The sequence below is a fragment of the Microbacterium sp. Y832 genome, from assembly GCF_057669765.1.
The window spans coordinates 554,681-575,129 of sequence record NZ_JBYHFM010000003.1 but is presented as its reverse complement, the minus strand read 5'-3'; the positions used below and the strand labels follow the sequence as shown (position 1 = coordinate 575,129).

The following is a 20,449-nucleotide window of genomic DNA, read 5'->3' as shown; positions in this document are numbered from 1 at the left end:
CTCCAGCGTCCGCCGTCGGAACCTATTCGTCTAGGACCGTCAATGGATGATGAGCATCACGCGATGTGATGTCATGAGTTCCAGATAGATGCCTGCAGATCAGTCAGGAGCGCGGCACCGTCGAGGTTCGTCGCCGATTGATAGATCCAGAGGTCGCCGCGCGTGAACACCGTCTCGACCGTGTCGACGGGATACTGCGCGTTCGGCGCCGTGATGCTGCACATGTCACCGCCGTCCGTCCCTTGCCCGCACTCCCAGCCGTCACTCGCGAGTGACGCGATGTATGCGTCGGATGCCGTGGGATCGACCTCGCTGATGAGCACGAGATAGCCCGTGGCATCGCCGCCGAACCAGTCGCATCCGAGCACGAGGGTGCCGCCCGGCGGCACCGGACGGACGAATCCCTCGCCGTCGCCCTGCAGCACGAGCGGGTCGACCGTCTCGGCGCGCGTCTGAGCGCTGCCGACGTCGTCGCACGAGGCCGGCAGGGTGGAGGACGAGGGCACAGACGGGGCCGGTGCCGGTGTCTGCGGAGCGGGGGACAGCGAACCGACGGATGTCGGCAGGGGCGTCGGCTCCGACGGGCCGGAGGCGCACGCCGTGAGGCTCAGAACGAAGGCGGCGGCAAGAGCCGCGATGCCCGCTGTGCGGTGCCGAATCATGGGTCCTCCTGGTCTGGGGAGAGCTTACGTGCGGCCGTCGGGATGCGGCAGAGGGTGTGCGGACATAGGCGCGCCATATGCTTCTCGCGTGACCGATTCGATGAGCGCCGATACCGACTTCGACGTCCACGCGCTGCGCGTCGTCAAGGCGATCGCCGATGAGGGGTCGATCACCGCGGCCGCCGCTCACCTCGGCTACAGCCAGCCCGCCGTCAGCCAGCTGCTCAAACGGCTCGAAGCGCGGCTCAGCGTCGCTCTCGTCGAGCGCGTCGGGCGCGGCGTCCGGCTCACCGAAGCAGGCCGGATCCTCGCGCGTCATGCTCCCGCCGTCACGACGGCGCTGGATGCCGCCGCAGAGGAGCTCGCCGAACTGCGCGGCCTCCGCTCCGGACGCGTGCGCCTCGTCGGATTCCCGTCGGCCTCGCCGACGATCGTGCCGCGACTCATCGCCGACCTGGGGGCCCGGCACCCCGGGGTGACGCTGACGTATGTCGAAGCCGAGCCGCCCGAAGCCGTCGAGGCGGTGCGTGAGAATCGCGCCGACATCGCGCTCACCTTCAGCTACCCGGGCGATCGCGACGACCCCCATGGCGTCAGCGCACGCGGGCTCTCGGTGCGCACCGTCGGCACGGACGAGCTCGTCGCGGTGCTGCCGAGCGGGCACGCCGCCGCGGCGGGGGAGACGCTCGATGTGGCCTCGCTCGCCGACGAGCCGTGGATCGCGGGATGCCCGCGGTGCCGTGGGCACCTGCTCGAGCTCTGCGGCCGCGCCGGCTTCGCCCCGCGCATCGCGATCGAGACCGACAACGTCGTCGCCGTGGAGGGCCTCGTGGCGCAGGGCATCGGTGTCGCGACGCTGCCTCGTCTCGCCGTCGATGCCTTTCCGCTGCTGGCGGGCCTCACCGTGCTGCCGCTTGCCGGAGAGAGTCGCACGCTGCACGTCGTCACGGCTCACGGGGCCCCGCGAGTGCCGTCCGTCCGTGCAGCGCTCGAGGCGCTCGACCGCGCGCTCGCCGGCCCGATCGCGAGGACCGCGCGCAACTAGACTGGGCGGCGATGTCTTCTACACCCGATCCCCGCACCACGACCGCCGGCGGCCCTGACGTGCGCGTGCGCTTCTGCCCGTCGCCCACCGGTCTTCCGCACGTCGGAATGATCCGCACGGCCCTCTACAACTGGGCATACGCCCGGCACACCGGGGGCAAGCTCGTGTTCCGAGTCGAGGACACCGACGCGGCGCGCGACAGCGAAGAGAGCTACCGGCAGCTCGTCGACGCCCTCACGTGGCTGAAGATCGACTGGGACGAAGGCGTCGAGATCGGCGGCCCGCACGCGCCGTACCGTCAGTCCGAGCGCGGCGAGATCTACGCCGGGGTGCTGCAACGACTCGTGGCATCCGGTGCCGTGTACGAGAGCTACTCGACGGCCGAAGAGATCGATGCACGCAACGCCGCGGCGGGCCGGGCCAAGCAGCTCGGCTACGACAACTACGACCGCGATCTGACCGACGAGCAGAAGGCGGCCTTCCGCGCCGAGGGGCGCGAGCCCGCCTGGCGCCTGCGGGTGCCCGACACGGACACCACCTATGTCGATCTGATTCGTGGCGAGGTGACCTTCCCCGCGGGATCCTTCCCTGACTTCGTCATCGTCCGTGCGGGCGGTCAGCCCCTTTACACGTTCACCAACCCCGTCGACGATGCACTCATGGGCATCACGCATGTCATCCGCGGCGAAGACCTCATGCCCTCCACGGCCCGTCAGCTTGCGCTGTACAGCGCGCTCATCGACGCCGGTGTCACGACCTTCGTGCCGCGCTTCGGGCACATGCCGCTCGTGCTCGGCGAGACGGGCACGAAGAAGCTCTCCAAGCGCGATCCCCAGGCAGACCTCTTCCTGCAGCGCGAGAAGGGCTTCATCCACGAGGGCCTGCTGAACTACCTGGCCCTCCTCGGCTGGTCGATCGGCCCGGACCGCGACATCTTCTCGCTCGACGAGTTCATCGCCGCCTTCGACATCGCCGATGTCAATCCGAACCCGGCACGTTTCGACCAGAAGAAGGCCGAGTCGATCAACGGCGACCACATCCGGATGCTGCAGCCGGCCGATTTCGCCGAGCGCATCGTGCCGTATCTGGTGGACGCCGGGGTGCTCACCAACCCGCCGACACCGAGCGAGCTCGCACTGCTCGCCGAAGCCGCCCCTCTCGTGCAGGAGCGCGTGCAGCTGCTCGGCGAGGTGCCGGGCCTGCTCGGCTTCCTCTTCACGAACGAGATCGAGTACGCCGAGGATGCGCTGAAGGGTCTTCCTGCGAACGCGGGCGAGGTGCTGGTGGCATCCGTCGGTGCTCTCGAGCTGGTCCCCGAGACCGATTTCACAGCCGCAGCCGTGCAAGAGGCGCTGTCGTCCGCGCTCATCGAGGGCCTCGGCCTCAAGCCCCGCGTCGCCTATGGGCCGCCTCGGGTCGCCATCAGCGGACGCCGCATCTCACCGCCGCTCTTCGAGTCGATGGAGCTGCTGGGCAAGGCGGAATCGATCCGTCGCCTGGGCGCTCTCGTCGACAAGATCGGGTGAGACACGCCGGTTTGGTTTAGGCGCGATTGCGGGCTAAACTCGATCCTTGTGCGCGGCTCTGCCGCGTGACGGTGGGGTATGGTGTAATTGGCAACACGGCGGTTTCTGGTACCGTTGTTCTTGGTTCGAGTCCAGGTACCCCAGCAGTTACGAAAACCCTCGGTCATCCCGAGGGTTTCGTGCTTTCTACGCGCTGACCGCCTTCTTCACGAGGGCGCGGATCTTCTTCTCTGCAGCCGCGGTCATCTCGAGCACCGCGAATGAGGTCGCCCACATCTCGCCGTCGTCGAGGTGCGCCGCCTCATCGAACGAGATCGTGCCGTAGCGGGTGTCGAACTTCGACGCGGGCTGGAAGAACACGACGATCTTCCCGTCGCGCGCATACGACGGAAAGCCGTACATCGTCTTCGGGTTGAGGTCGGGCGCCTCCTCCATCACGATCGCGTTCAGGGCGACGGCGATCTGCTTGTCCGTGCCCTCGAGTGCGTCGATCGCGTCGACACAGGCTTCGAGCTCCCTCGCGAGTTTGGCTGCCCCTTTGAGTCCCTTCGTCGTTCGCAGCTCTTCGGCGCGCTGCGTCATCGCGGCGCGCTCGTCGTCGCTGAACCCCGTCATAGCGGCTCTCCCTCCGGATCCGGTGCACCTCAGGTGTGCGCATGTTCCGATCTTGGTCGATCGGGGCCGCGGCGAGAAGGGGGACAGCGATAGGATTCCTCGCAGAGACCGGACGGGACGACCCGTTCGTCAGGACTTTCGTCGGGACGGCCCGCAGACGAGGCAGTGGACCATGCAGGTCATCTCCCTATTCCGCGCGATCCTCACCCCGCCCGCGGTCATCCCGCTCCTGCTCGGCTGGGCGGCATTCGCGACACTGTGCGCCCTACGCCCGATGCTGCAGGGGCACCTCTCGACGCCCGCCCTGTTCGCGCTCCTCGCGGCGATCATCGCGGTCATCGTCGTGTGCGCGTTCGGGGTCGTCGCGCAGGCGGAGCACCTCGCGCGCAGGCTCGGTGACCCGTACGGCACGCTCGTGCTGACGCTGTCGATCGTCGTCATCGAGGTCATCCTGATCTCGGCGGTCATGCTCGGGCCGGGGGAGCACCGCACGATCGCCCGCGACTCGGTGATGGCGGTGTCGATGATCATCCTCAACCTCGTCGTCGGCGCCGCGCTTCTGGTGGGCGGTATCCGTCATGGCGGGTTGCGTCCGAACAGGACAGGGGTCTCGGCGTATCTCGCGCTGCTCGTCGTGCTGCTCGCGACGGCCTTCGCGCTGCCGGCTCTCATCGGCGTCGATGGCGCGTATACGCCTGGCCAGGCAGTCTTGATCCTGTTGCTCACCGTCGTGCTGTACGTGTTCTTCCTGTGGCGACAGATGGGGGCGCAGCGCGATGACTTCCGCGAAGTGCTCGTGGCCCGTGACCCGGCGGAGCCCCTGGCCGCGCCGGACCTGCCGCGCGCCGATATCCGCGCGATCCTGGCAGCGCACCGCGCCGAGGTTCTCGCGCGAATGCTCGTTCTCGTTCTCACCGTCGCGCCCATCGTGCTGCTGTCGCATGACATGGCCTCGCTGCTTGACGAAGGACTGCATCGCCTGGGGGCGCCCGTCGCGCTTTCGGGCATCCTGATCGCGCTGATCGTCTTCCTTCCCGAGACCATCACGACGATCCGGGCGGCATTCATCGGCGGGATCCAGCGCGTGAGCAACCTCTGTCACGGTGCTCTCGTCTCCACCGTGGGCCTCACGATCCCCGCGGTGCTCACGATCGGGCTCCTGACGGGACAGACCGTCGTCCTCGGGGAGAGCCCCGTCAACCTGGCGCTCCTCGCGATCACGATGCTGCTGTCGGTCACGTCGTTCCTCGGCAGGAGGACGACGGCGCTCCACGGCGGTGCGCACCTCATGGTGTTCGTGCTCTACGCTCTCGCCGTCTTCTCCTAGCCGCAAACCCGATCGCCTTCGGATCTTGTTCTCTGTGGGATTGCGTTGTACCGTGTGGGAACCCCGTCGAGGAGGCCCCGTGTACGCGACCGAACGCCATGCGCTGATCGAGCGGCTCATCGCGCAGGAGGGCCGCGTCCGCGTCGTCGAGCTGGCGCGTCGATTCGACGTCACGACCGAGACGGTAAGACGCGACCTCGGAGTGCTCGAGGACGCCGGGGCGCTGCGGCGCGTGCACGGGGGCGCCGTGCACACCGACCGCGCGAGCACGGCCGAGCCGTCCCTCAGTGACCGGCTGCGGCGCCGTGCGGCCGACAAAGCCGCGATCGCGGAGCGCGCGCTCGGGGCCATTGCGCCCGGCTTTCGAGGCTCGCTCTTCATCGACGCCGGCACCACCACAGCGGCTGTCGCGACGCAGCTCGCCCCGCGTCTGTCCGGTGCCCCGATCGATGTCGTGACGCACGCCCTGCCCATCGCCCACGCGATCGCGGGTGTGCAGAACGTCTCGCTCACTCTGATCGGCGGACGCGTGCGCGGTCCGACGGCGGCTGCCGTGGGGGCCGCGACCGTGCGCACGATCGACAGCCTGCGGCCCGATGTCGCCTTCGTCGGCACGAACGGGGTCTCGCCGACGTTCGGTCTGAGCACGCCGGACTCCGAAGAAGCAGCCGTGAAGGCCGCGATCATCCGCGCCGCGCGCCGGGTCGTCGTCGTCGCGGATTCCGAGAAGTTCGACCGCGACCTGCTCGTGTCGTTCGCGGGCCTGTCCGAGATCGATGTGCTCGTGACCGACGTCGCGCCGCAGGAACCACTTGCGACCGCTCTCGCCGGCGCCGACGTAGAGGTGTGGTGCGCATGATCGTGACCCTGACGCTCAACCCCGCGCTCGATCGCACGATCACCCTGGGTGCCCCCCTGCAGCCGGGCGAGGTGCAGCAGGCGCTGGGCGAGCGAGAGGATGCCGGAGGCAAGGGCATCAACGTCGCTCGAGTGCTCAAAGGTGCCGGCCTAGCGACACTCGCCGTACTCCCGCTCGCCGACGGCGACCCGTTCGGCGCCGTGCTGCGCTCGGCGGGCGTTCCGGTGCGGACGGTGCCGATCGAGGGCGCCGCACGCGCCAATCTGACGATCACCGATCCTTCGGGGCGCACGACCAAGCTCAATCTCGCCGGCGCCGCTCTGAGCGAAGCCGAGGCGCGGGCGATCATCGACGCGACCGTCGAGGCGACTGCGGACGCGCGCTGGCTCGTCCTCGCGGGATCGCTGCCGCCCGGTGTCGGCGATGACTTCTACGTCGACGTCATCCGAGCCGTCCGTGACGCGCTGGGCGAACGAGCACCGCGCATCGCGGTCGATACGTCGGGGGCCGCCCTGCACGCCGCCGTCGCGTCAGGGCATCCTGATCTGATCAAGCCCAACGATGACGAACTCGCCGAGCTGGCATCGGCGCCCCTGTCAGACCGTGACCTCGTTGCGAGCGTCGTCGACGTCGCCCGGGCGATCGTGCCGAGGCGCGCGCGGGCAGCCCTCGTCACCCTCGGCGGGGCCGGGGCCGTGTACATCGACGCCCACGGAGCCTGGGCTGCGGCGGCGCCGCGGATCCATGTGCAGAGCACGGTCGGCGCCGGGGACAGCTCGCTCGCCGGTTTCCTTCTCGCCGAGAGCGCCGACGCGGTCCCTGCGGACGCTCTGGCGAACGCCGTTCGCTATGGCTCGGCAGCCGCCCGCCTGCCAGGAACCCAGGTGCCGACGCCCGGCGACCTGGGCGACGACGACATCCCCATCACACGCATCGCATAAGCAGCATCCATCCAGGAGGTCACCGTGTCCGACACCATCACTGCTGACCTGGTCAGTCTCGATATCGACCTGGGACCAGACAAGGCCGCCGTCATCCGTGCACTGGCGGCCCGTGTGGCCCGCGAGGGCAGAGCCACCGATGCCGACGCGCTCTTCGCCGCCGCGTGGGCTCGCGAAGAGAAGGACGAGACGGGCCTTCCCGGCGGCATCGCGATCCCGCACGCCAAGAGTGCCGCCGTGACGACCCCGTCGCTCGCCTTCGCCCGGTTGAACCCCGGCGTCGACTTCGGTGCGCCGGACGGACCCGCCGACCTCGTCTTCCTCATCGCCGCTCCCGACGGGGCAGCCGAAGCGCACCTCGCGATGCTGTCGAAGCTCGCCCGCAGTCTCATGCAGGAGGACTTCACGGGGAGCCTGCGCGCCGCCACGTCGAACGAGGAGATCGTTCAGATCGTGCGCGCCGCGATCGGCGAGTCGGATTCCGCCTCAGCGCCCGCCGCGAGGCCTCCTGCCGCCGACGCAGGCGCCGCCACCGCCACCGCCACCGGGGCCGGGGCAGGTGCGGCTCCCGTCGATGACGCACTCCTCATCGACGGACACCCCGCGCGCATCGTCGCCGTCACATCGTGCGCCACGGGTATCGCGCACACCTTCATGGCAGCCGACGCGCTCACCGCCGCGGGCAAGAAGGCGGGGGTGGATCTCGTCGTCGAGCCGCAGGGCTCGAGCGGCTACAAAGCGCTCGACCCGAAGATCATCGACAACGCCGACGCCGTCATCTTCGCGAACGACGTCGATGTCCGCGAGGTGCAGCGCTTCGCCGGAAAGCCTGTCGTCCGCTCCGGTGTGAAGCGCGGCATCGAGCAGCCCGCGGAGATGATCGCCGAGGCGGTCGCCGCGGCCAAGGATCCCTCCAGTCCCCGGGTTCCCGCCGCGGCATCCACGTCGACGACGAGCACGTCGAACTCGAATCTGTCGTGGGGGGCGAATCTGCAGCGTGTCCTGCTCACGGGCGTGAGCTACATGATCCCGTTCGTCGCGGGCGGCGGCCTGTTGATCGCGCTCGGCTTCGCGATCGGGGGATTCGAGGTGACGGCGAACGCCGCGACCGTCATCACCGAGAACGCGTTGTGGAACCTTCCGACCGACGACATCACCTCGCCCTTCGGACCACTCGGGCAGTATCTCGGTTCGGTCGCGTTCATGATAGGCAACGTATCGATGGGCTTCCTGGTGTCCGCCCTCGCGGGTTACATCGCCTTCGCGATCGCTGACCGCCCCGGCATCGCGCCCGGCTTCGTCGCGGGTGCCGTCGCGGTTCTCATGAGCGCGGGCTTCATCGGCGGCATCATCGGCGGACTGCTCGCCGGTGCGGTCGCCTGGTGGCTGGGGCGCCTCGACGCGCCTCGCTGGCTGCGCGGGCTGATGCCCGTCGTCATCATTCCGCTGCTGGCATCCATCGTGGCATCCGGTCTCATGATCCTGTTGCTGGGCCGTCCGATCGCCTCGCTCATGGAGCTCATGAACGACGGCCTCACCAATCTCGCCGGCGGCGCGGGCATCATCGTCGTCGGCGTGATCCTCGGGCTCATGATGTGCTTCGACCTGGGCGGGCCGGTGAACAAGGTGGCGTACGCCTTCGCCGTCGCGGGCCTGGGAGCGGGCTCGCAGGACAACCCGACGCCGTACCTCATCATGGCGGCCGTCATGACGGCCGGCATGGTGCCGCCGCTCGCGATGGCCCTCGCCTCGACGGTGCTTGCACGGTCGTCCTTCACTCCGGTCGAGCGCGAGAACGGCGTCGCCGCCTGGCTGCTGGGCGCCTCGTTCATCAGCGAAGGGGCGATCCCGTTCGCCGCTGCCGACCCGTTGCGCGTCATTCCCGCCTCGATGGTGGGCGGCGCCGTGACGGGAGCCCTGTCGATGGCGTTCGGGGTTCAATCGCTCGCGCCGCACGGCGGGGTGTGGGTTCTCTTCGCGATCAGCCCCGTCTGGGGATTCCTGGTCGCGCTTGTTGCCGGTACCGTCGTGAGTGCGCTCCTGGTGGTCGCCCTCAAGAAGTGGGTCGGCCGAAGGAGCCTCGAACAGGCCGAGACCTCGGCTGCCGCGGCTGTGGCCGCGTGAGTTCCGACGAGAGGGAGACCATGGCAGAACGTCAGGCGACCATCGCGAGCAGCTCCGGCCTGCACGCTCGTCCCGCAAAGCTCTTCGTGCAGGCGGTGCAGGAGAAGAAGATCCCCGTCACCATCGCTGTCGAAGGCGGCGCGGATCTTAACGCCGGCAGCATCCTCTCCCTCATGGGTCTTGGCGCCTCGCACGGCACGGTTGTGACGCTGAAGGCCCAGGGCGACGGTGCCGAGCAGGCGCTGGAGGAACTCGTCGCACTGCTCGAAACAGATCTCGACGCGGAGTAGGAGACGCGGAGTAGTCTCTACGACAGTGAACGACGGATGCCGCGGGTCGAAGCCGCCGCGGCATCCGTCGTTGTCGTTCGGGGAGAGCGCTTCACACGTCGGTTGACTCGCCGGGGTTGAGGGTGAGGAAGGTTCCGCCGTTCTGCTCGGTCGCCCACGCGAGTCGCGCGCGGTGCATGTCGCGGCCGACAACCGACAGCGTCATGTCGTGCGTGCCGAACGCGCGGCGGGGTGCGACGGAGAGCACGAAGTCCATCGCGTCGCCGATCTTCAGCCAGGGTGCGCCGAGGGGCGCCGCCAGAAGCTCGACATCGACGCCCTTCGGCACGGCGTACGAGTCACCGGGGTAATAGAAGACGTCATCGACCAGCACGCCGACATTGTCGACGACGGGGATCGACTTGTGGATGACACTGTGCGTACCACCGAAGAACCTCAGGACGAACGGATCGACCGTCACGGTGTCACCCGGTGCGACGACGGTGATCCCGTAACCGGGTGCCGCGTGCGCGACGCCCTCAGGTCCGTAGATCGGCACATCGGGGACGGCGGACCGCACCCGGTCGAGATGGTCGCTCGTCCAGTGGTCGGGGTGCTCATGGGTCAGCACGACGGCCACGACTTTCGACAGGTTGTCGAGGGGGAGCGTGAACGACCCCGGGTCGATGAGGAGCGTGCCCTCGGCCTTGTCGATCCGCAGCGCGGCGTGCTCGAATTTGGTCACTCGCATGCGTCGAGTCAATCGCGCGGGGCCCCGCGCGGCAAGGCCCGAGCCCCCTCCCGCCTCGATTTGGAACAGAGCCGACGCCGTGGCACAATTGAACGGTTGTCGCGAAACGGCCCCATCGTATAGCGGCCTAGTACGCCGCCCTCTCACGGCGGTAACGCGGGTTCGAATCCCGCTGGGGTCACAACATGAAGAAGGGCTCGTCCGAAGGGACGGGCCCTTCTTCATTGACGGCGGCGGGACACCCCCGGCGAGGTGCCGCCCTCGCTCAGTCCGCGGGCGTCTTCGCGCCGGCCCGGCTGCGCCGCACGCGCGTGACCCACCGGACGACGGCCCACACGATCCACCCCGCGACGCCGAGCACGGCGAGCCAGGGGAGGAGGAAGCCAAGCGCGATGACGATGGCGTTGAGCGTCGCAACGAGCCCGTTCCAGCCGGCGGCGAACCCGTCACCGAATCCAGTGGGATCAGCCTCGACAACGGGGGTCACCGGAGACAGCGACACCGTGAGCGTCGACAGCGCGACCTGGTCCTGCAGCAGCTCGAGCTGCTGCTCGATGGATTCCACCTCGGCCTGACGCTCAGCCAGAGCCGACTCGGCGGTGATGAGGTCGGACAGATCGCCGGCTTGCGCCATGAGTTCGGTGAGTCGCTCGACCGAGGCGCGCGCGGCGTCCCGCCGGGCTTCCAGGTCGACCGACTGCTCGGTGACGTCCTGTCTCTGCACGGAGGACGACGTCACGTCGCCGATCTCCGCCAGCTCGTCGAGGAGCCCTGTCAGCTGGTCTGCGGGCACGCGCACCGTCACCCAGGCGCCTTCGACCGGCATCGAGGGGTAGGGCTGCTGCGCGAAACCCGTGGCCGGATCGACGATCAGCGCCCGAGCGGTCGTGCCCACGTTCATGGACTCGACATGGCCGCCGCGGCCGACGGCGGCGTCGCCGATCGACCGCGCGGCGTCGCCGACGTCAGCGGCTATGACCGAGGCCGACGCCGTCGTGATGACGTCGCGGGTGTCCACGGCGTCGCCTCGCAGGTTGGTCTCGGGTGCCAGCTCGATACCGGCGAGCTGCTCACGCGAGAAGCTCGACTCGCCCTCGGCCCACCCTCCGCCATCGGTCGCCGGGGCGATGACCGGCCCGGCGACGTCGGGCCGGCTGGATGCGGTGAACATGTTGCCGACGGCGGGGGAGATCAGGGCGGCGACCACGACGACGGCAGCCGCGGCGGCACCGGCGCCCCCGAGACGACTCCGGCGCCCACGGCGCGCCTGTGCAGCGGCGCGGTCGCGCGCGATGTCGGCGAAGACGGCATCCTCGATCTCGTCGATGCGGGCCTCGCTGAGTTCGGGCAGCGCGGCGTCGATGCGTGACGTGTTCATGTGCTCTCCTTGACGACGGTCCGAAGGCGCGTCCGGATGCGGGAGAGACGATTGCGGACGACCCCGTGCGCGACGCCGAGCTCATCGGCGGCCGCCTGATAGGCGTAGCCCTCGGTGGCGCAGAGCCGGAAGATGTCCTGATCGAGCGGCGCGAGGCCTTCGACCTCGCGCAGGATCCGATCCGCGAGCTCGGTGGCGATCACCTGCTGCTCGACATCGACGGTGGACGGCAGCGTGTCCTCGACCGCGGCCGACGTGCGTTCGCGGTCCCGGCGCTGAATCCGCATGCGATTCGCCGACTGGAACCGGCAGATCGTCGCCAGCCAGGGCAACAGCGAATCGCTCGCGAGCTGCATGTCCGGCAGCTTCCGCCAGGCGACGAGGAAGGTCTCCTGCGTCACGTCCTCGGCATCGGCCGGGTTGCCCAGCAGACCGTGCGCCAGCCAGTAGACCGGGCGGACGTACGTCCGGTACAGCGTGCGGAAGGCGCGCTCGCTCCCGTTCGCGGCCTGCGCCACGAGCGTCGCGTCACTGCGGGATGGGTCGATCGTCGTGCCCGTCGTTAGTCCGCACGCCTGAAGCGCGCGAAGCATCCGTCATCTCTCAGCATGTCAGTGTCACCCGCGGGCAGTTCGTCTCACGTTGCCGTGTGTGGCGGTATCGTTGTCCCCGCGAGAGGGAGTATCCCGTCAATGCGCACCCGTCATCACGGGCCCCTATGAGAGTGGCCCCGGGTGTGCACGCGAGCATCAGCTCGCGGGGAGAGACTTTCGGTCCTCCGCCGCACCCTCCCTCGAAAGGCCCGCATGGACCTCGTCCTCCCGCTCTGGTTCGAAATCGGCTCGCTCGTCGTGCTGACTCTCATCCTCATCGGCGATCTGCTGCTGATCATCAAGCGTCCGCACATCCCCTCGACGAAGGAGTCGAGCCTGTGGGTCGTCTTCTATGTCACCCTCGCGCTCATCTTCGCGCTGTTGATGTGGGTCTTCGCCGGCGGTGAGTACGCAGGGCAGTTCATCGCGGGATGGCTGACCGAGTACAGCCTCTCGATCGACAACCTCTTCGTCTTCGTGCTGATCATGACGCAGTTCTCGGTCCCTCGCCGGTATCAGCAGAAGGTGCTCATGGTGGGCATCATCATCGCGCTCATCCTGCGCGGACTGTTCATCCTCGTCGGCGCCGCCGTCATCGAGAACTTCAGCCCGATCTTCTATGTCTTCGGCGCGTTCCTGATCTGGACGGCGTGGCGGCAGGCCTTCCCCGGCGGCGACCACGACGACGAGGCGAAGCGCGAGAACTTCATCGTGCGCATCCTGCGCCGCACGATCGACATCTCCGACGAATACGACGGCGACAAGGTGCGCACCGTCATCGACGGCAAGAAGGTCTGGACCCCCATGATCATCGTCTTCGCGGCGATCGGCGTGACGGACCTGCTCTTCGCCGTCGATTCGATTCCCGCGATCTTCGGGATCACCCAGAGCGCTTTCATCGTCTTCACGGCGAACATCTTCGCCCTCATGGGCCTTCGCCAGCTGTACTTCCTGCTCGGCGACCTGCTCGATCGCCTGCGGTACCTGCACTACGGCATCGCGTTCATCCTCGCCTTCATCGGCATCAAGCTCATCCTGCACGCGATGCATGTCAACGAGCTTCCCTTCATCAACGGCGGCGAGCACATCGAATGGGCGCCCGAGATCTCGACGTGGGTGTCGCTGGGCGTCATCATCGCGGCGATGGCCGTCGCGACGATCGCGAGCCTGTACGCATCGGCGCGCGACCGTCACGCACCGACCCCGGGTGCCGCAGCCGCGGCCGTCGCCGACGAGAAGGGCACTCCGCCTACCGTCGAGCAGCCCGACGCCGACGGCCGCCGCACCGACGACCGCTGAGGCCGCACCGGCGCCTTCCGGCGCAGGCGCCGGTGCTAAGCTTCAGCGATGCGGATCGCTCGACTTCTCCTTAGCGGCCGCGACGAGTCCTAGTCTCCAGGCCTCCCTCGTCGCGGAGTTCCTCACGGGCTTGATCCCCATCTCAAGGAGCACGACCAGCATGACCACCACTGTTCCGGGTATTCCCGATCGCCCGCGCACCCTGGCCGAGAAGGTCTGGGACGATCACCTCGTCGTCAAAGGCGAGAACGGCGAGCCCGACCTCATCTACATCGACCTGCACCTCGTCCATGAGGTCACCAGCCCCCAGGCCTTCGACGGCCTGCGCGCCGAGAACCGGCCCGTCCGGCGCCTCGACCTGACGATCGCGACCGAAGACCACAACACTCCGACGCTCAACATCGACAAGCCCATCGCCGACCCGACGAGCCGCACGCAGATCGAGACGCTGCGTCGAAACGCCGCCGAGTTCGGCGTGCGTCTGCACTCACTCGGCGATGCGGAGCAGGGCATCGTCCACGTCGTCGGTCCCCAGCTCGGGCTGACGATGCCCGGCGTCACGGTCGTCTGCGGTGACTCGCACACCTCGACCCACGGCGCGTTCGGGGCGATGGCCTTCGGCATCGGCACGAGCGAGGTCGAGCATGTGCTCGCCACCCAGACGCTGTCGCTCAAGCCTTTCAAGACGATGGCGATCACGGTCGAGGGCGAGCTCAAGCCCGGCGTCACGGCGAAGGACATCATCCTCGCGGTCATCGCGAAGATCGGCACCAACGGTGGTCAGGGCTACGTGCTCGAGTTCCGCGGCAGCGCCGTGCGCTCCCTCTCGATGGAGGGGCGCATGACGATGTGCAACATGTCGATCGAGGCCGGCGCCCGAGCGGGCATGGTTGCTCCCGACGAGACGACGTTCGCATACGTCAAAGACAAGCCGCACGCGCCCCAGGGCCAGGATTGGGAGGACGCCGTCGAGTACTGGCGCACCCTGCCCTCGGATGAAGGCGCCGTCTACGACGCCGAGGTGTACCTCGACGCCGGCGAGCTCGAACCCTTCGTGACGTGGGGGACGAACCCCGGTCAGGGCGTGTCCCTCAGCGACGTCGTCCCCTCGCCCGAGGACTTCGCCGACCCCAACGAGCGCGCCGCCGCAGAGCGCGCCCTGGAGTACATGGACCTCGCGGCGGGCACGCCTCTCAAAGAGGTGCCGGTCGACGCCGTGTTCATGGGGTCGTGCACGAACAGCCGCATCGAAGACCTGCGGCAGTTCGCCTCGGTCGTCGAGGGGCGCAAGAAGGCTGACGGCGTGCGGGTCATGGTCGTGCCCGGCTCGGCGCGGGTGCGCCTCCAAGCCGAGGCAGAGGGCCTCGACAAGATCTTCACCGACTTCGGTGCCGAATGGCGGTTCGCCGGCTGCTCGATGTGCCTCGGCATGAACCCCGACCAGCTTTCCCCGGGCGAGCGCTGCGCGTCGACGAGCAACCGCAACTTCGAGGGCCGTCAGGGCAAGGGCGGTCGCACGCACCTCGTCTCGCCGCTCGTCGCGGCGGCGACTGCCGTGCGCGGCACGCTGTCCAGCCCCGCCGACCTCGACGCGCCGGCGCTCATCGGAACGGGGGTCTGACGTGGAGAAGTTCAGCACGCACACCGGCATCGCGGTGCCGTTCAAGCGCTCGTCCGTCGACACCGACCAGATCATTCCGGCCGTGTACCTCAAGCGCGTCACGAAGACCGGCTTCGAGGACGCCCTCTTCGCCAACTGGCGCCGTGACCCCGAGTTCATCCTCAACCAGTCCGTGTACCAGGGTGCGTCGATCCTCGTCGCCGGTCAGGACTTCGGCACGGGATCGAGCCGCGAGCATGCCGTGTGGGCGCTGCGCGACTTCGGGTTCGGCGTCGTGCTCTCGACGCGCTTCGGCGACATCTTCCGCGGCAACGCGGGCAAGCAGGGACTCGTCACGGGCGTCGTCTCCGAAGACGACCTCGAAGCGATCTGGGCGGCGCTCGAGGCGCAGCCCGGCATCCGGATGACGGTCGACCTCAACACCCGTACAGCGTCCGTGGGTGAGATGTCGGTCGCTTTCGACATCGATGATTACACTAGGTGGCGGCTTCTCGAAGGGCTCGATGACATCGGGCTCACGCTGCGCAACGAAGACAAGATCGCGCAGTTCGAGGCCCGCCGCGAGGCATGGCGGCCGCGGACGCTCCCCGTCCCGTAAGCCAGGAGATGCACCCCACAAGGGTGCAGATCCGCACCACATTGCCGTTCCTCGTCAAACACAAGTGAGGTCCCCTGGATGAAGATCCTTCTCAACGACTCCGCCCCGGCGGGCGACAAGGAAGCATCCGGAGAGGTCCTCGCGATCCGAGGCGGGCGACCGCTTTCGGGTCGGGTCGAAGTCAAGGGTGCGAAGAACCTCGTCACGAAGGCGATGGTCGCCGCCCTTCTGGGCGAGACCACGAGCACGCTGCGCGACGTGCCGGACATCAGCGATGTCCAGGTCGTCCGCTCGCTGCTCGAGGTGCACGGAGTCCGCGTCGAGGACGGTGACGAAGAGGGCACGATCCGCCTCGACCCCTCGGGTGCCGTCACGGCGCACTTCGAAGAGATCGACGCCCACGCCGGGGCCTCGCGCATCCCGATCCTGTTCTGCGGGCCGCTGCTGCACCTGCTCGGTGAGGCGCTCATCCCGGACTTGGGCGGATGCCGCATCGGTGACCGGCCGATCAACTTCCACATGGACGCCCTGCGGGCCTTCGGTGCCGTCGTCGACAAGAGCTACGAGGGCATTCGGATCACCGCTCCGGACGGCCTGCACGGAGCGAACATCGTGCTGCCGTACCCGAGCGTCGGTGCGACCGAGCAGGTGCTCCTTACGGCCGTCCGCGCGAAGGGCACCACGGAGCTCCGCAACGCCGCGATCGAGCCCGAGATCATGGACCTGATCGCCGTGCTGCAGAAGATGGGCGCGATCATCTCGTACGAGCCCAACCGCGTCATCTTCATCGAAGGCGTGGACCGTCTCGACGGCTACGACCACCGAGCGATCTTCGATCGCAACGAAGCCGCATCCTGGGCGTGTGCCGCTCTCGCGACCGACGGCGACATCTTCGTCGGCGGAGCGAAGCAGCAGGAGATGCTGACGTTCCTCAACGTCTTCCGCAAGGTGGGCGGCTGGTTCGACGTCCGCGAGGACGGGATCCGCTTCCGCCGCGGCGGTGACCTCAAGCCCGTCGTGGTCGAAACCGACGTGCACCCGGGGTTCATGACGGACTGGCAGCAGCCGCTCGTCGTCGCCCTGACCCAGGCGCACGGCACCTCGACCGTGCACGAGACGGTCTATGAGAACCGGCTCGGCTTCACGGATGCGCTCAACAAGATGGGCGCCGACATCGTGGTGCACCCGAACGGCATCGAGAGTTCTGAACGGCGCGTGCCGCGACGCGCGCTCGAGCAGGCCGCCGTCATCCAGGGGCCCTCAGCCCTGCACGGGGCCGACGTCGAGGTGCCCGACCTGCGTGGCGGGTACAGCTACGTCATCGCTGCTCTCGCGGCCGAAGGCGAGTCGATCGTGCGCAACGTCGGCATCATCCGCCGAGGCTACGAGAAGTTCTTCGCCAAGCTCGATGCACTGGGCGCCGACTTCGACGTCGTGGGATAAGACGGTGGCATCGACACGACTCCGTGCGTCGGCTGAGAAGCGCCGCCCGAGTGTTTTCTGGCCGCTCGCGGGGGTCGTCGTGCCGCTGGCGGGGCTGCTCATGAAGATCGAGATCCGCAACCCCGAGAAGCTCCCGCGCGAGGGCGCGTACGTGCTCGCCCCCAACCACTACTCCGAGCTGGATCCCGTGGCGGTCGCGGTCGCGGTCTGGAAGATGGGCCGCGCGCCGCGTTTCATGGCGAAGGAGAGCCTGTTCCGCGTGCCCGTCCTCGGGGCGGCGTTGCGCGCCACAGGTATGATCCCGGTGGCCCGTCAGGCCTCCGCCGCGACGGCGCGCCAGACCCTCGCGGCATCCGAGCAGCTCGTCGAGCACGGTCGCGGTGTCGTCGTGTACCCCGAGGGCTCGCTCACCCGCGACCCCGACATGTGGCCCATGCGCGGCAAGACCGGCGCAGTGCGTCTCGCCCTCGAGGGCGGCATCCCGCTCATCCCCATGGCCCAGTGGGGCGTGCAGCAGATCATGCCGCGCTACGGCAAGCCGCGCTTGTGGCCGCTGCGCCGCCGCGTGCTGGTCTCGGTCGGCGACCCCATCGACCTGTCGGCGTTCGACGGCCGCGCGCACCAGCCCGCAGCGCTCGTCGAGGCCACGGACATCCTGATGGGCGAGATCGCCCGGCTACTGGCCGAGCTGCGCGATGAGCCCGCTCCCGCAGAGCGATGGAATCCGTCCGCTCACGGTCAGAGGGAGACGGGCCGCCTTGAGCCGTAGACAAGGTGCAGCACGACCCCGCGTCGCCGTGATCGGCGCCGGAAGCTGGGGCACGACCTTCGGAAAGATCCTCGCCGACGGCGGAGCGGACGTCACGATGTGGGCACGTCGCCCCGAACTGGCGCACGAGATCCAGGAGGGCAAGCGCAACAGCGAGTACCTCCCCGGCGTCAACCTGCCCCGGTCGATGTCGGCGACCCACCACCTCTCCGAAGCGCTCGACGGTGCCGAACAGGTCTACCTCTCGATCCCCAGCCAGGCGCTGCGGCAGAACCTCAAAGCCGTGCGACCGCTCGTCGCGCAGTCCGAGGCACCGATCGTCTCGCTCATGAAGGGCGTCGAACGACGCTCGGGCCTGCGCATGAGTCAGGTCATCGAGCAGGAGCTGCACATCGACGCGTACCGGATCGCGGTCGCGTCCGGCCCCAATCTCGCGCTCGAGATCGCGCGCGAGCAGCCGACGGCCGCGGTCATCTCGTCGACGAGCCAGGACACCGCCGAGGCCGTCGCCCGGTGCGCGCGCAACCCGTATTTCCGCACGTTCGTGAACACCGATGTGATCGGGACCGAGTTCGGAGGCGTGCTCAAGAACCTGATCGCCGTCGCGATCGGCATCGTCGACGGCGTCGGCTACGGCGAGAACACCAAGGCCGCCATCATCACGCGGGGACTCGTCGAGATGACCGACTTCGCCGTCGCCTTCGGCGCGCAGGCTGACACGCTGCAGGGACTCGCGGGCCTCGGAGACCTCATCGCGACATGCCAGTCACCGCTCAGCCGCAACAACACGGCGGGGCGACTGCTGGGGCAGGGCTACCGCTTCGACGACGTCGTCAAGCAGATGAACCAGACGGCCGAAGGGCTCGCATCGGTCGCGCCCATCCTGCAGCTGGCCCGTGAAGTGGGCGTTGAGATGCCCATCGTCGAGCAGGTCAAACGCGTGCTCGACGGCACCATGAACCCCCGCGACATCGCGCCGCACCTGACGACGGACGACGACACACCCCAAGGGGAGAGGACCAAGAATGGACAGGCCGGCGGTGGCGGTGCTCTTTGGCGGTCGCTCCAGCGAGCATTCGATCAGTTCCGCGACGGCGGGGGGCGTCCTACGCGCGATCGACCGTGAACGCTTCCGCGTCGTGCCGATCGGCATCACGCGTGACGGGGCGTTCGTGCTCGAAGACGACGACCCCGACAAGTTCGCCCTCGACGCCGAGCACCTTCCCGAGGTCGTCGACAACGGCACGCGCATCCTGTGGCCGGATTCGACACGGACGCGCGAACTGAAGGTCACCGACGCCTCGGGCACGAGGTCGCTCGGCGACATCGACGTCGTCTTCCCGATCCTGCACGGCCGGTTCGGCGAGGACGGCGCCATGCAGGGCATGCTCGAGATGCTCGGTCTGCCCTACGTGGGAGCCGGCGTCCTGATGTCAGCGATCGGCATGGACAAGCGCGCCACGAAGTCCGCTCTCAAGGCGTCAGGCGTGCCGGTCGTGCCCTGGGTATCGGTGACCCGCGCCGACCTCGCCCGCGCGCGCGACCGGTGGGAACGCCGCATCCGTTCACTCGGCCTGCCCGTCTTCGTCAAGCCCGCGCGGGCCGGTTCGAGCGTGGGCGTGTCGAAGGTGTCCGATTGGGACGAGCTCGACGCTGCGCTCGAGGTCGCCTTCGCCGAGGATCGGACCGTGCTCGTCGAGCAGGCCGTGTCCGGTCGCGAGATCGAGTGCGGCGTGCTGCCGGGGCGCGACGGCGCCGAGCCACGCGTCAGCGTGCCCGGCGAGATCGTCATCACGGGTCGGGACTTCTACGACTTCGAAGCGAAGTACCTCGGTGCGGCGGGCGTGGAGCTCGTGTGCCCCGCTGTGATGAACCCGGGGGAGCAGGCCGAGATGCAGCGGATCGCCGCGCAGGCGTTCGAAGCCCTCGGCGGCGAAGGGCTTGCGCGCGTGGACTTCTTCTTCACCGGCACCGAGTTCTTCGTCAACGAGGTCAACACGATGCCCGGCTTCACGCCGATCTCGATGTTCCCGCGCTGCTGGATCGAATCCGGGATGACGTATCCCGAACTCATCGGCGAGCTCATCGACGCGGCGCTCGCACCGAGCGCCTAACCCTCGGCGCCCGGCAGGGCGTCACTCGTGTCGATGCACGCGCGTTCGGCCGGGATGGCCGCCGAGATGATGGGGCCGAGTCGATCCAGCACAGCGTTGGAGGACACGACCTCGTTGTCGATGAAGACCTCGACCGCGGGGGTGCGGCCGTAGGTCGTCACGAGATAGCTGGGGGCCCGTGATTCGTCGACGACCCAGTCGATGCCCCCGAGCGTGATGCAGCGGGCCTCTGTCGGACCGGGTGGGGTGACGCCGCAGGACAGGATCACCGACGTGTCGGCCGAGCCCCACGCGCCCGTCGCCTGCGCGTCGGTCCAGCGTCGCTGCTCACCGTCGATCGAGCCCGGCAGACGCACGGAGATCTCGGCGCAGAGCGGATCGTTCGCATCGGGCGCGGGCTGCAGGGCGACGGTCGTCGAGCACCCCGCTAGGACGGCGACGAGAGCCGTCGTGAGGAAGAGGGGGGAGAGGACGCGGGATGCACGCACCCCTTTAGGCTAACCGTCCCCGAGACG

The 20,449-nt window shown here is 68.5% G+C and carries 20 protein-coding genes and 2 tRNA genes; 16 read left to right on the top strand and 6 right to left on the bottom strand.

All coding sequences use genetic code 11. The annotated features are described in order from the left end of the window. Positions 1 to 71 precede the first annotated feature (71 nt). On the bottom strand, positions 72 to 662 hold the full coding sequence (locus AC25YV_RS08460; RefSeq protein WP_488123382.1) for a hypothetical protein: 591 nt from the start codon (positions 660 to 662) through the stop codon (positions 72 to 74). A gap of 100 nt (positions 663 to 762) precedes the next feature. On the opposite strand from AC25YV_RS08460, the gene AC25YV_RS08455 reads away from it, so the two are divergent. The 3 genes from AC25YV_RS08455 (at position 763) to AC25YV_RS08445 (ending at position 3,377) form a co-directional block, all read left to right on the top strand. Beyond that, positions 763 to 1,707, top strand: coding sequence for a LysR family transcriptional regulator (locus AC25YV_RS08455; protein WP_488123441.1), 945 nt, complete (start codon positions 763 to 765; stop codon positions 1,705 to 1,707). Positions 1,708 to 1,718: 11 nt separating this feature from the next. Continuing rightward, positions 1,719 to 3,233, top strand: coding sequence for a glutamate--tRNA ligase (gene gltX, locus AC25YV_RS08450; protein WP_488123381.1), 1,515 nt, complete (start codon positions 1,719 to 1,721; stop codon positions 3,231 to 3,233). Positions 3,234 to 3,305: 72 nt separating this feature from the next. Continuing rightward, positions 3,306 to 3,377 (top strand) — tRNA-Gln (locus AC25YV_RS08445). A 42-nt stretch (positions 3,378 to 3,419) separates the two neighbouring features. Here AC25YV_RS08445 and AC25YV_RS08440 read toward each other — a convergent pair. After that, entirely contained in the window at positions 3,420 to 3,848 is a 429-nt protein-coding gene (locus AC25YV_RS08440) for a hypothetical protein (RefSeq protein ID WP_488123380.1), read from the bottom strand. A 172-nt stretch (positions 3,849 to 4,020) separates the two neighbouring features. Here AC25YV_RS08440 and AC25YV_RS08435 point away from each other — a divergent pair, with 172 nt between their 5' ends. From AC25YV_RS08435 to AC25YV_RS08415, 5 genes are all read left to right on the top strand, one after another. After that, positions 4,021 to 5,175: a calcium:cation antiporter gene (locus AC25YV_RS08435; RefSeq protein ID WP_488123379.1), complete on the top strand. Its 1,155-nt coding sequence runs from the start codon at positions 4,021 to 4,023 to the stop codon at positions 5,173 to 5,175. Between the two features lie 79 nt (positions 5,176 to 5,254). Continuing rightward, complete coding sequence (locus tag AC25YV_RS08430; protein WP_488123378.1) at positions 5,255 to 6,034, top strand: DeoR/GlpR family DNA-binding transcription regulator; 780 nt, start codon at positions 5,255 to 5,257, stop codon at positions 6,032 to 6,034. Next, positions 6,031 to 6,975 carry a 1-phosphofructokinase gene (gene pfkB / locus AC25YV_RS08425; RefSeq protein ID WP_488123377.1) on the top strand — a complete coding sequence of 315 codons (945 nt, stop codon included), beginning with the start codon at positions 6,031 to 6,033 and terminating at the stop codon, positions 6,973 to 6,975. The genes AC25YV_RS08430 and pfkB overlap by 4 nt, the downstream gene beginning before the upstream one ends. Positions 6,976 to 6,999: 24 nt before the next feature. Further along, the gene (locus tag AC25YV_RS08420) at positions 7,000 to 9,099 is read left to right on the top strand and encodes a PTS fructose transporter subunit IIABC (RefSeq protein WP_488123376.1); all 2,100 of its coding nucleotides are present in this window, start codon (positions 7,000 to 7,002) and stop codon (positions 9,097 to 9,099) included. A 20-nt stretch (positions 9,100 to 9,119) separates the two neighbouring features. Next, a complete protein-coding gene (locus AC25YV_RS08415; protein ID WP_488123440.1) occupies positions 9,120 to 9,389 on the top strand; it encodes an HPr family phosphocarrier protein in 270 nt (89 codons plus the stop codon). Positions 9,390 to 9,480: 91 nt separating this feature from the next. Here the strand turns inward: AC25YV_RS08415 and AC25YV_RS08410 are convergent, their stop codons facing one another. Next, positions 9,481 to 10,119 carry an MBL fold metallo-hydrolase gene (locus tag AC25YV_RS08410; RefSeq protein ID WP_488123375.1) on the bottom strand — a complete coding sequence of 213 codons (639 nt, stop codon included), beginning with the start codon at positions 10,117 to 10,119 and terminating at the stop codon, positions 9,481 to 9,483. Between the two features lie 108 nt (positions 10,120 to 10,227). Here AC25YV_RS08410 and AC25YV_RS08405 point away from each other — a divergent pair. Beyond that, positions 10,228 to 10,300: transfer RNA gene (locus tag AC25YV_RS08405), tRNA-Glu, on the top strand. Between the two features lie 84 nt (positions 10,301 to 10,384). Here AC25YV_RS08405 and AC25YV_RS08400 read toward each other — a convergent pair. Together AC25YV_RS08400 and AC25YV_RS08395 are read right to left on the bottom strand one after the other, a co-directional pair. Further along, positions 10,385 to 11,497: a DUF4349 domain-containing protein gene (locus tag AC25YV_RS08400; protein WP_488123374.1), complete on the bottom strand. Its 1,113-nt coding sequence runs from the start codon at positions 11,495 to 11,497 to the stop codon at positions 10,385 to 10,387. Further along, positions 11,494 to 12,090, bottom strand: a complete 597-nt coding sequence (locus tag AC25YV_RS08395; protein ID WP_488123373.1) for an RNA polymerase sigma factor — start codon at positions 12,088 to 12,090, stop codon at positions 11,494 to 11,496. The genes AC25YV_RS08400 and AC25YV_RS08395 overlap by 4 nt, the downstream gene beginning before the upstream one ends. A gap of 213 nt (positions 12,091 to 12,303) precedes the next feature. Here AC25YV_RS08395 and AC25YV_RS08390 point away from each other — a divergent pair, with 213 nt between their 5' ends. The 7 genes from AC25YV_RS08390 to AC25YV_RS08360 all read left to right on the top strand — a co-directional run bounded on the left by AC25YV_RS08390 (position 12,304) and on the right by AC25YV_RS08360 (position 19,934). Continuing rightward, positions 12,304 to 13,389, top strand: a complete 1,086-nt coding sequence (locus AC25YV_RS08390; RefSeq protein WP_488123372.1) for a TerC family protein — start codon at positions 12,304 to 12,306, stop codon at positions 13,387 to 13,389. A gap of 160 nt (positions 13,390 to 13,549) precedes the next feature. Then, positions 13,550 to 15,010 carry a 3-isopropylmalate dehydratase large subunit gene (gene leuC / locus AC25YV_RS08385; protein WP_488123371.1) on the top strand — a complete coding sequence of 487 codons (1,461 nt, stop codon included), beginning with the start codon at positions 13,550 to 13,552 and terminating at the stop codon, positions 15,008 to 15,010. A gap of 1 nt (position 15,011) precedes the next feature. Beyond that, positions 15,012 to 15,608 (top strand): 3-isopropylmalate dehydratase small subunit, encoded by a 597-nt coding sequence (gene leuD / locus AC25YV_RS08380; RefSeq protein WP_488123370.1) that lies wholly within the window; start codon positions 15,012 to 15,014, stop codon positions 15,606 to 15,608. Between the two features lie 78 nt (positions 15,609 to 15,686). Further along, on the top strand, positions 15,687 to 17,051 hold the full coding sequence (murA, locus tag AC25YV_RS08375) for a UDP-N-acetylglucosamine 1-carboxyvinyltransferase (protein ID WP_488123369.1): 1,365 nt from the start codon (positions 15,687 to 15,689) through the stop codon (positions 17,049 to 17,051). Continuing rightward, a complete protein-coding gene (locus AC25YV_RS08370; RefSeq protein WP_488123368.1) occupies positions 17,017 to 17,820 on the top strand; it encodes a lysophospholipid acyltransferase family protein in 804 nt (267 codons plus the stop codon). Before murA ends, AC25YV_RS08370 begins: the two co-directional genes overlap by 35 nt. Before the next feature lie 28 nt (positions 17,821 to 17,848). Then, positions 17,849 to 18,946: an NAD(P)H-dependent glycerol-3-phosphate dehydrogenase gene (locus AC25YV_RS08365; RefSeq protein WP_488123367.1), complete on the top strand. Its 1,098-nt coding sequence runs from the start codon at positions 17,849 to 17,851 to the stop codon at positions 18,944 to 18,946. Beyond that, complete coding sequence (locus AC25YV_RS08360) at positions 18,846 to 19,934, top strand: D-alanine--D-alanine ligase family protein (RefSeq protein WP_488123366.1); 1,089 nt, start codon at positions 18,846 to 18,848, stop codon at positions 19,932 to 19,934. The genes AC25YV_RS08365 and AC25YV_RS08360 overlap by 101 nt, the downstream gene beginning before the upstream one ends. On the opposite strand, the gene AC25YV_RS08355 is transcribed toward AC25YV_RS08360, so the two are convergent. Then, positions 19,931 to 20,422 carry a DUF3515 family protein gene (locus tag AC25YV_RS08355; protein ID WP_488123365.1) on the bottom strand — a complete coding sequence of 164 codons (492 nt, stop codon included), beginning with the start codon at positions 20,420 to 20,422 and terminating at the stop codon, positions 19,931 to 19,933. The two genes, AC25YV_RS08360 and AC25YV_RS08355, sit on opposite strands and share 4 nt — an antisense overlap. Positions 20,423 to 20,449 lie beyond the last annotated feature (27 nt).

Coding starts and splice junctions, on each gene's coding strand:
- AC25YV_RS08460 (WP_488123382.1), bottom strand. CDS start 662: ATGATTCGGCACCGCACAGCGGGCATCGCGGCTCTTGCCGCCGCCTTC.
- AC25YV_RS08455 (WP_488123441.1), top strand. CDS start 763: ATGAGCGCCGATACCGACTTCGACGTCCACGCGCTGCGCGTCGTCAAG.
- gltX (WP_488123381.1), top strand. CDS start 1,719: ATGTCTTCTACACCCGATCCCCGCACCACGACCGCCGGCGGCCCTGAC.
- AC25YV_RS08440 (WP_488123380.1), bottom strand. CDS start 3,848: ATGACGGGGTTCAGCGACGACGAGCGCGCCGCGATGACGCAGCGCGCC.
- AC25YV_RS08435 (WP_488123379.1), top strand. CDS start 4,021: ATGCAGGTCATCTCCCTATTCCGCGCGATCCTCACCCCGCCCGCGGTC.
- pfkB (WP_488123377.1), top strand. CDS start 6,031: ATGATCGTGACCCTGACGCTCAACCCCGCGCTCGATCGCACGATCACC.
- AC25YV_RS08415 (WP_488123440.1), top strand. CDS start 9,120: ATGGCAGAACGTCAGGCGACCATCGCGAGCAGCTCCGGCCTGCACGCT.
- AC25YV_RS08410 (WP_488123375.1), bottom strand. CDS start 10,119: ATGCGAGTGACCAAATTCGAGCACGCCGCGCTGCGGATCGACAAGGCC.
- AC25YV_RS08400 (WP_488123374.1), bottom strand. CDS start 11,497: ATGAACACGTCACGCATCGACGCCGCGCTGCCCGAACTCAGCGAGGCC.
- AC25YV_RS08395 (WP_488123373.1), bottom strand. CDS start 12,090: ATGCTTCGCGCGCTTCAGGCGTGCGGACTAACGACGGGCACGACGATC.
- AC25YV_RS08390 (WP_488123372.1), top strand. CDS start 12,304: ATGGACCTCGTCCTCCCGCTCTGGTTCGAAATCGGCTCGCTCGTCGTG.
- leuC (WP_488123371.1), top strand. CDS start 13,550: ATGACCACCACTGTTCCGGGTATTCCCGATCGCCCGCGCACCCTGGCC.
- murA (WP_488123369.1), top strand. CDS start 15,687: ATGAAGATCCTTCTCAACGACTCCGCCCCGGCGGGCGACAAGGAAGCA.
- AC25YV_RS08370 (WP_488123368.1), top strand. CDS start 17,017: ATGCACTGGGCGCCGACTTCGACGTCGTGGGATAAGACGGTGGCATCG.
- AC25YV_RS08360 (WP_488123366.1), top strand. CDS start 18,846: ATGGACAGGCCGGCGGTGGCGGTGCTCTTTGGCGGTCGCTCCAGCGAG.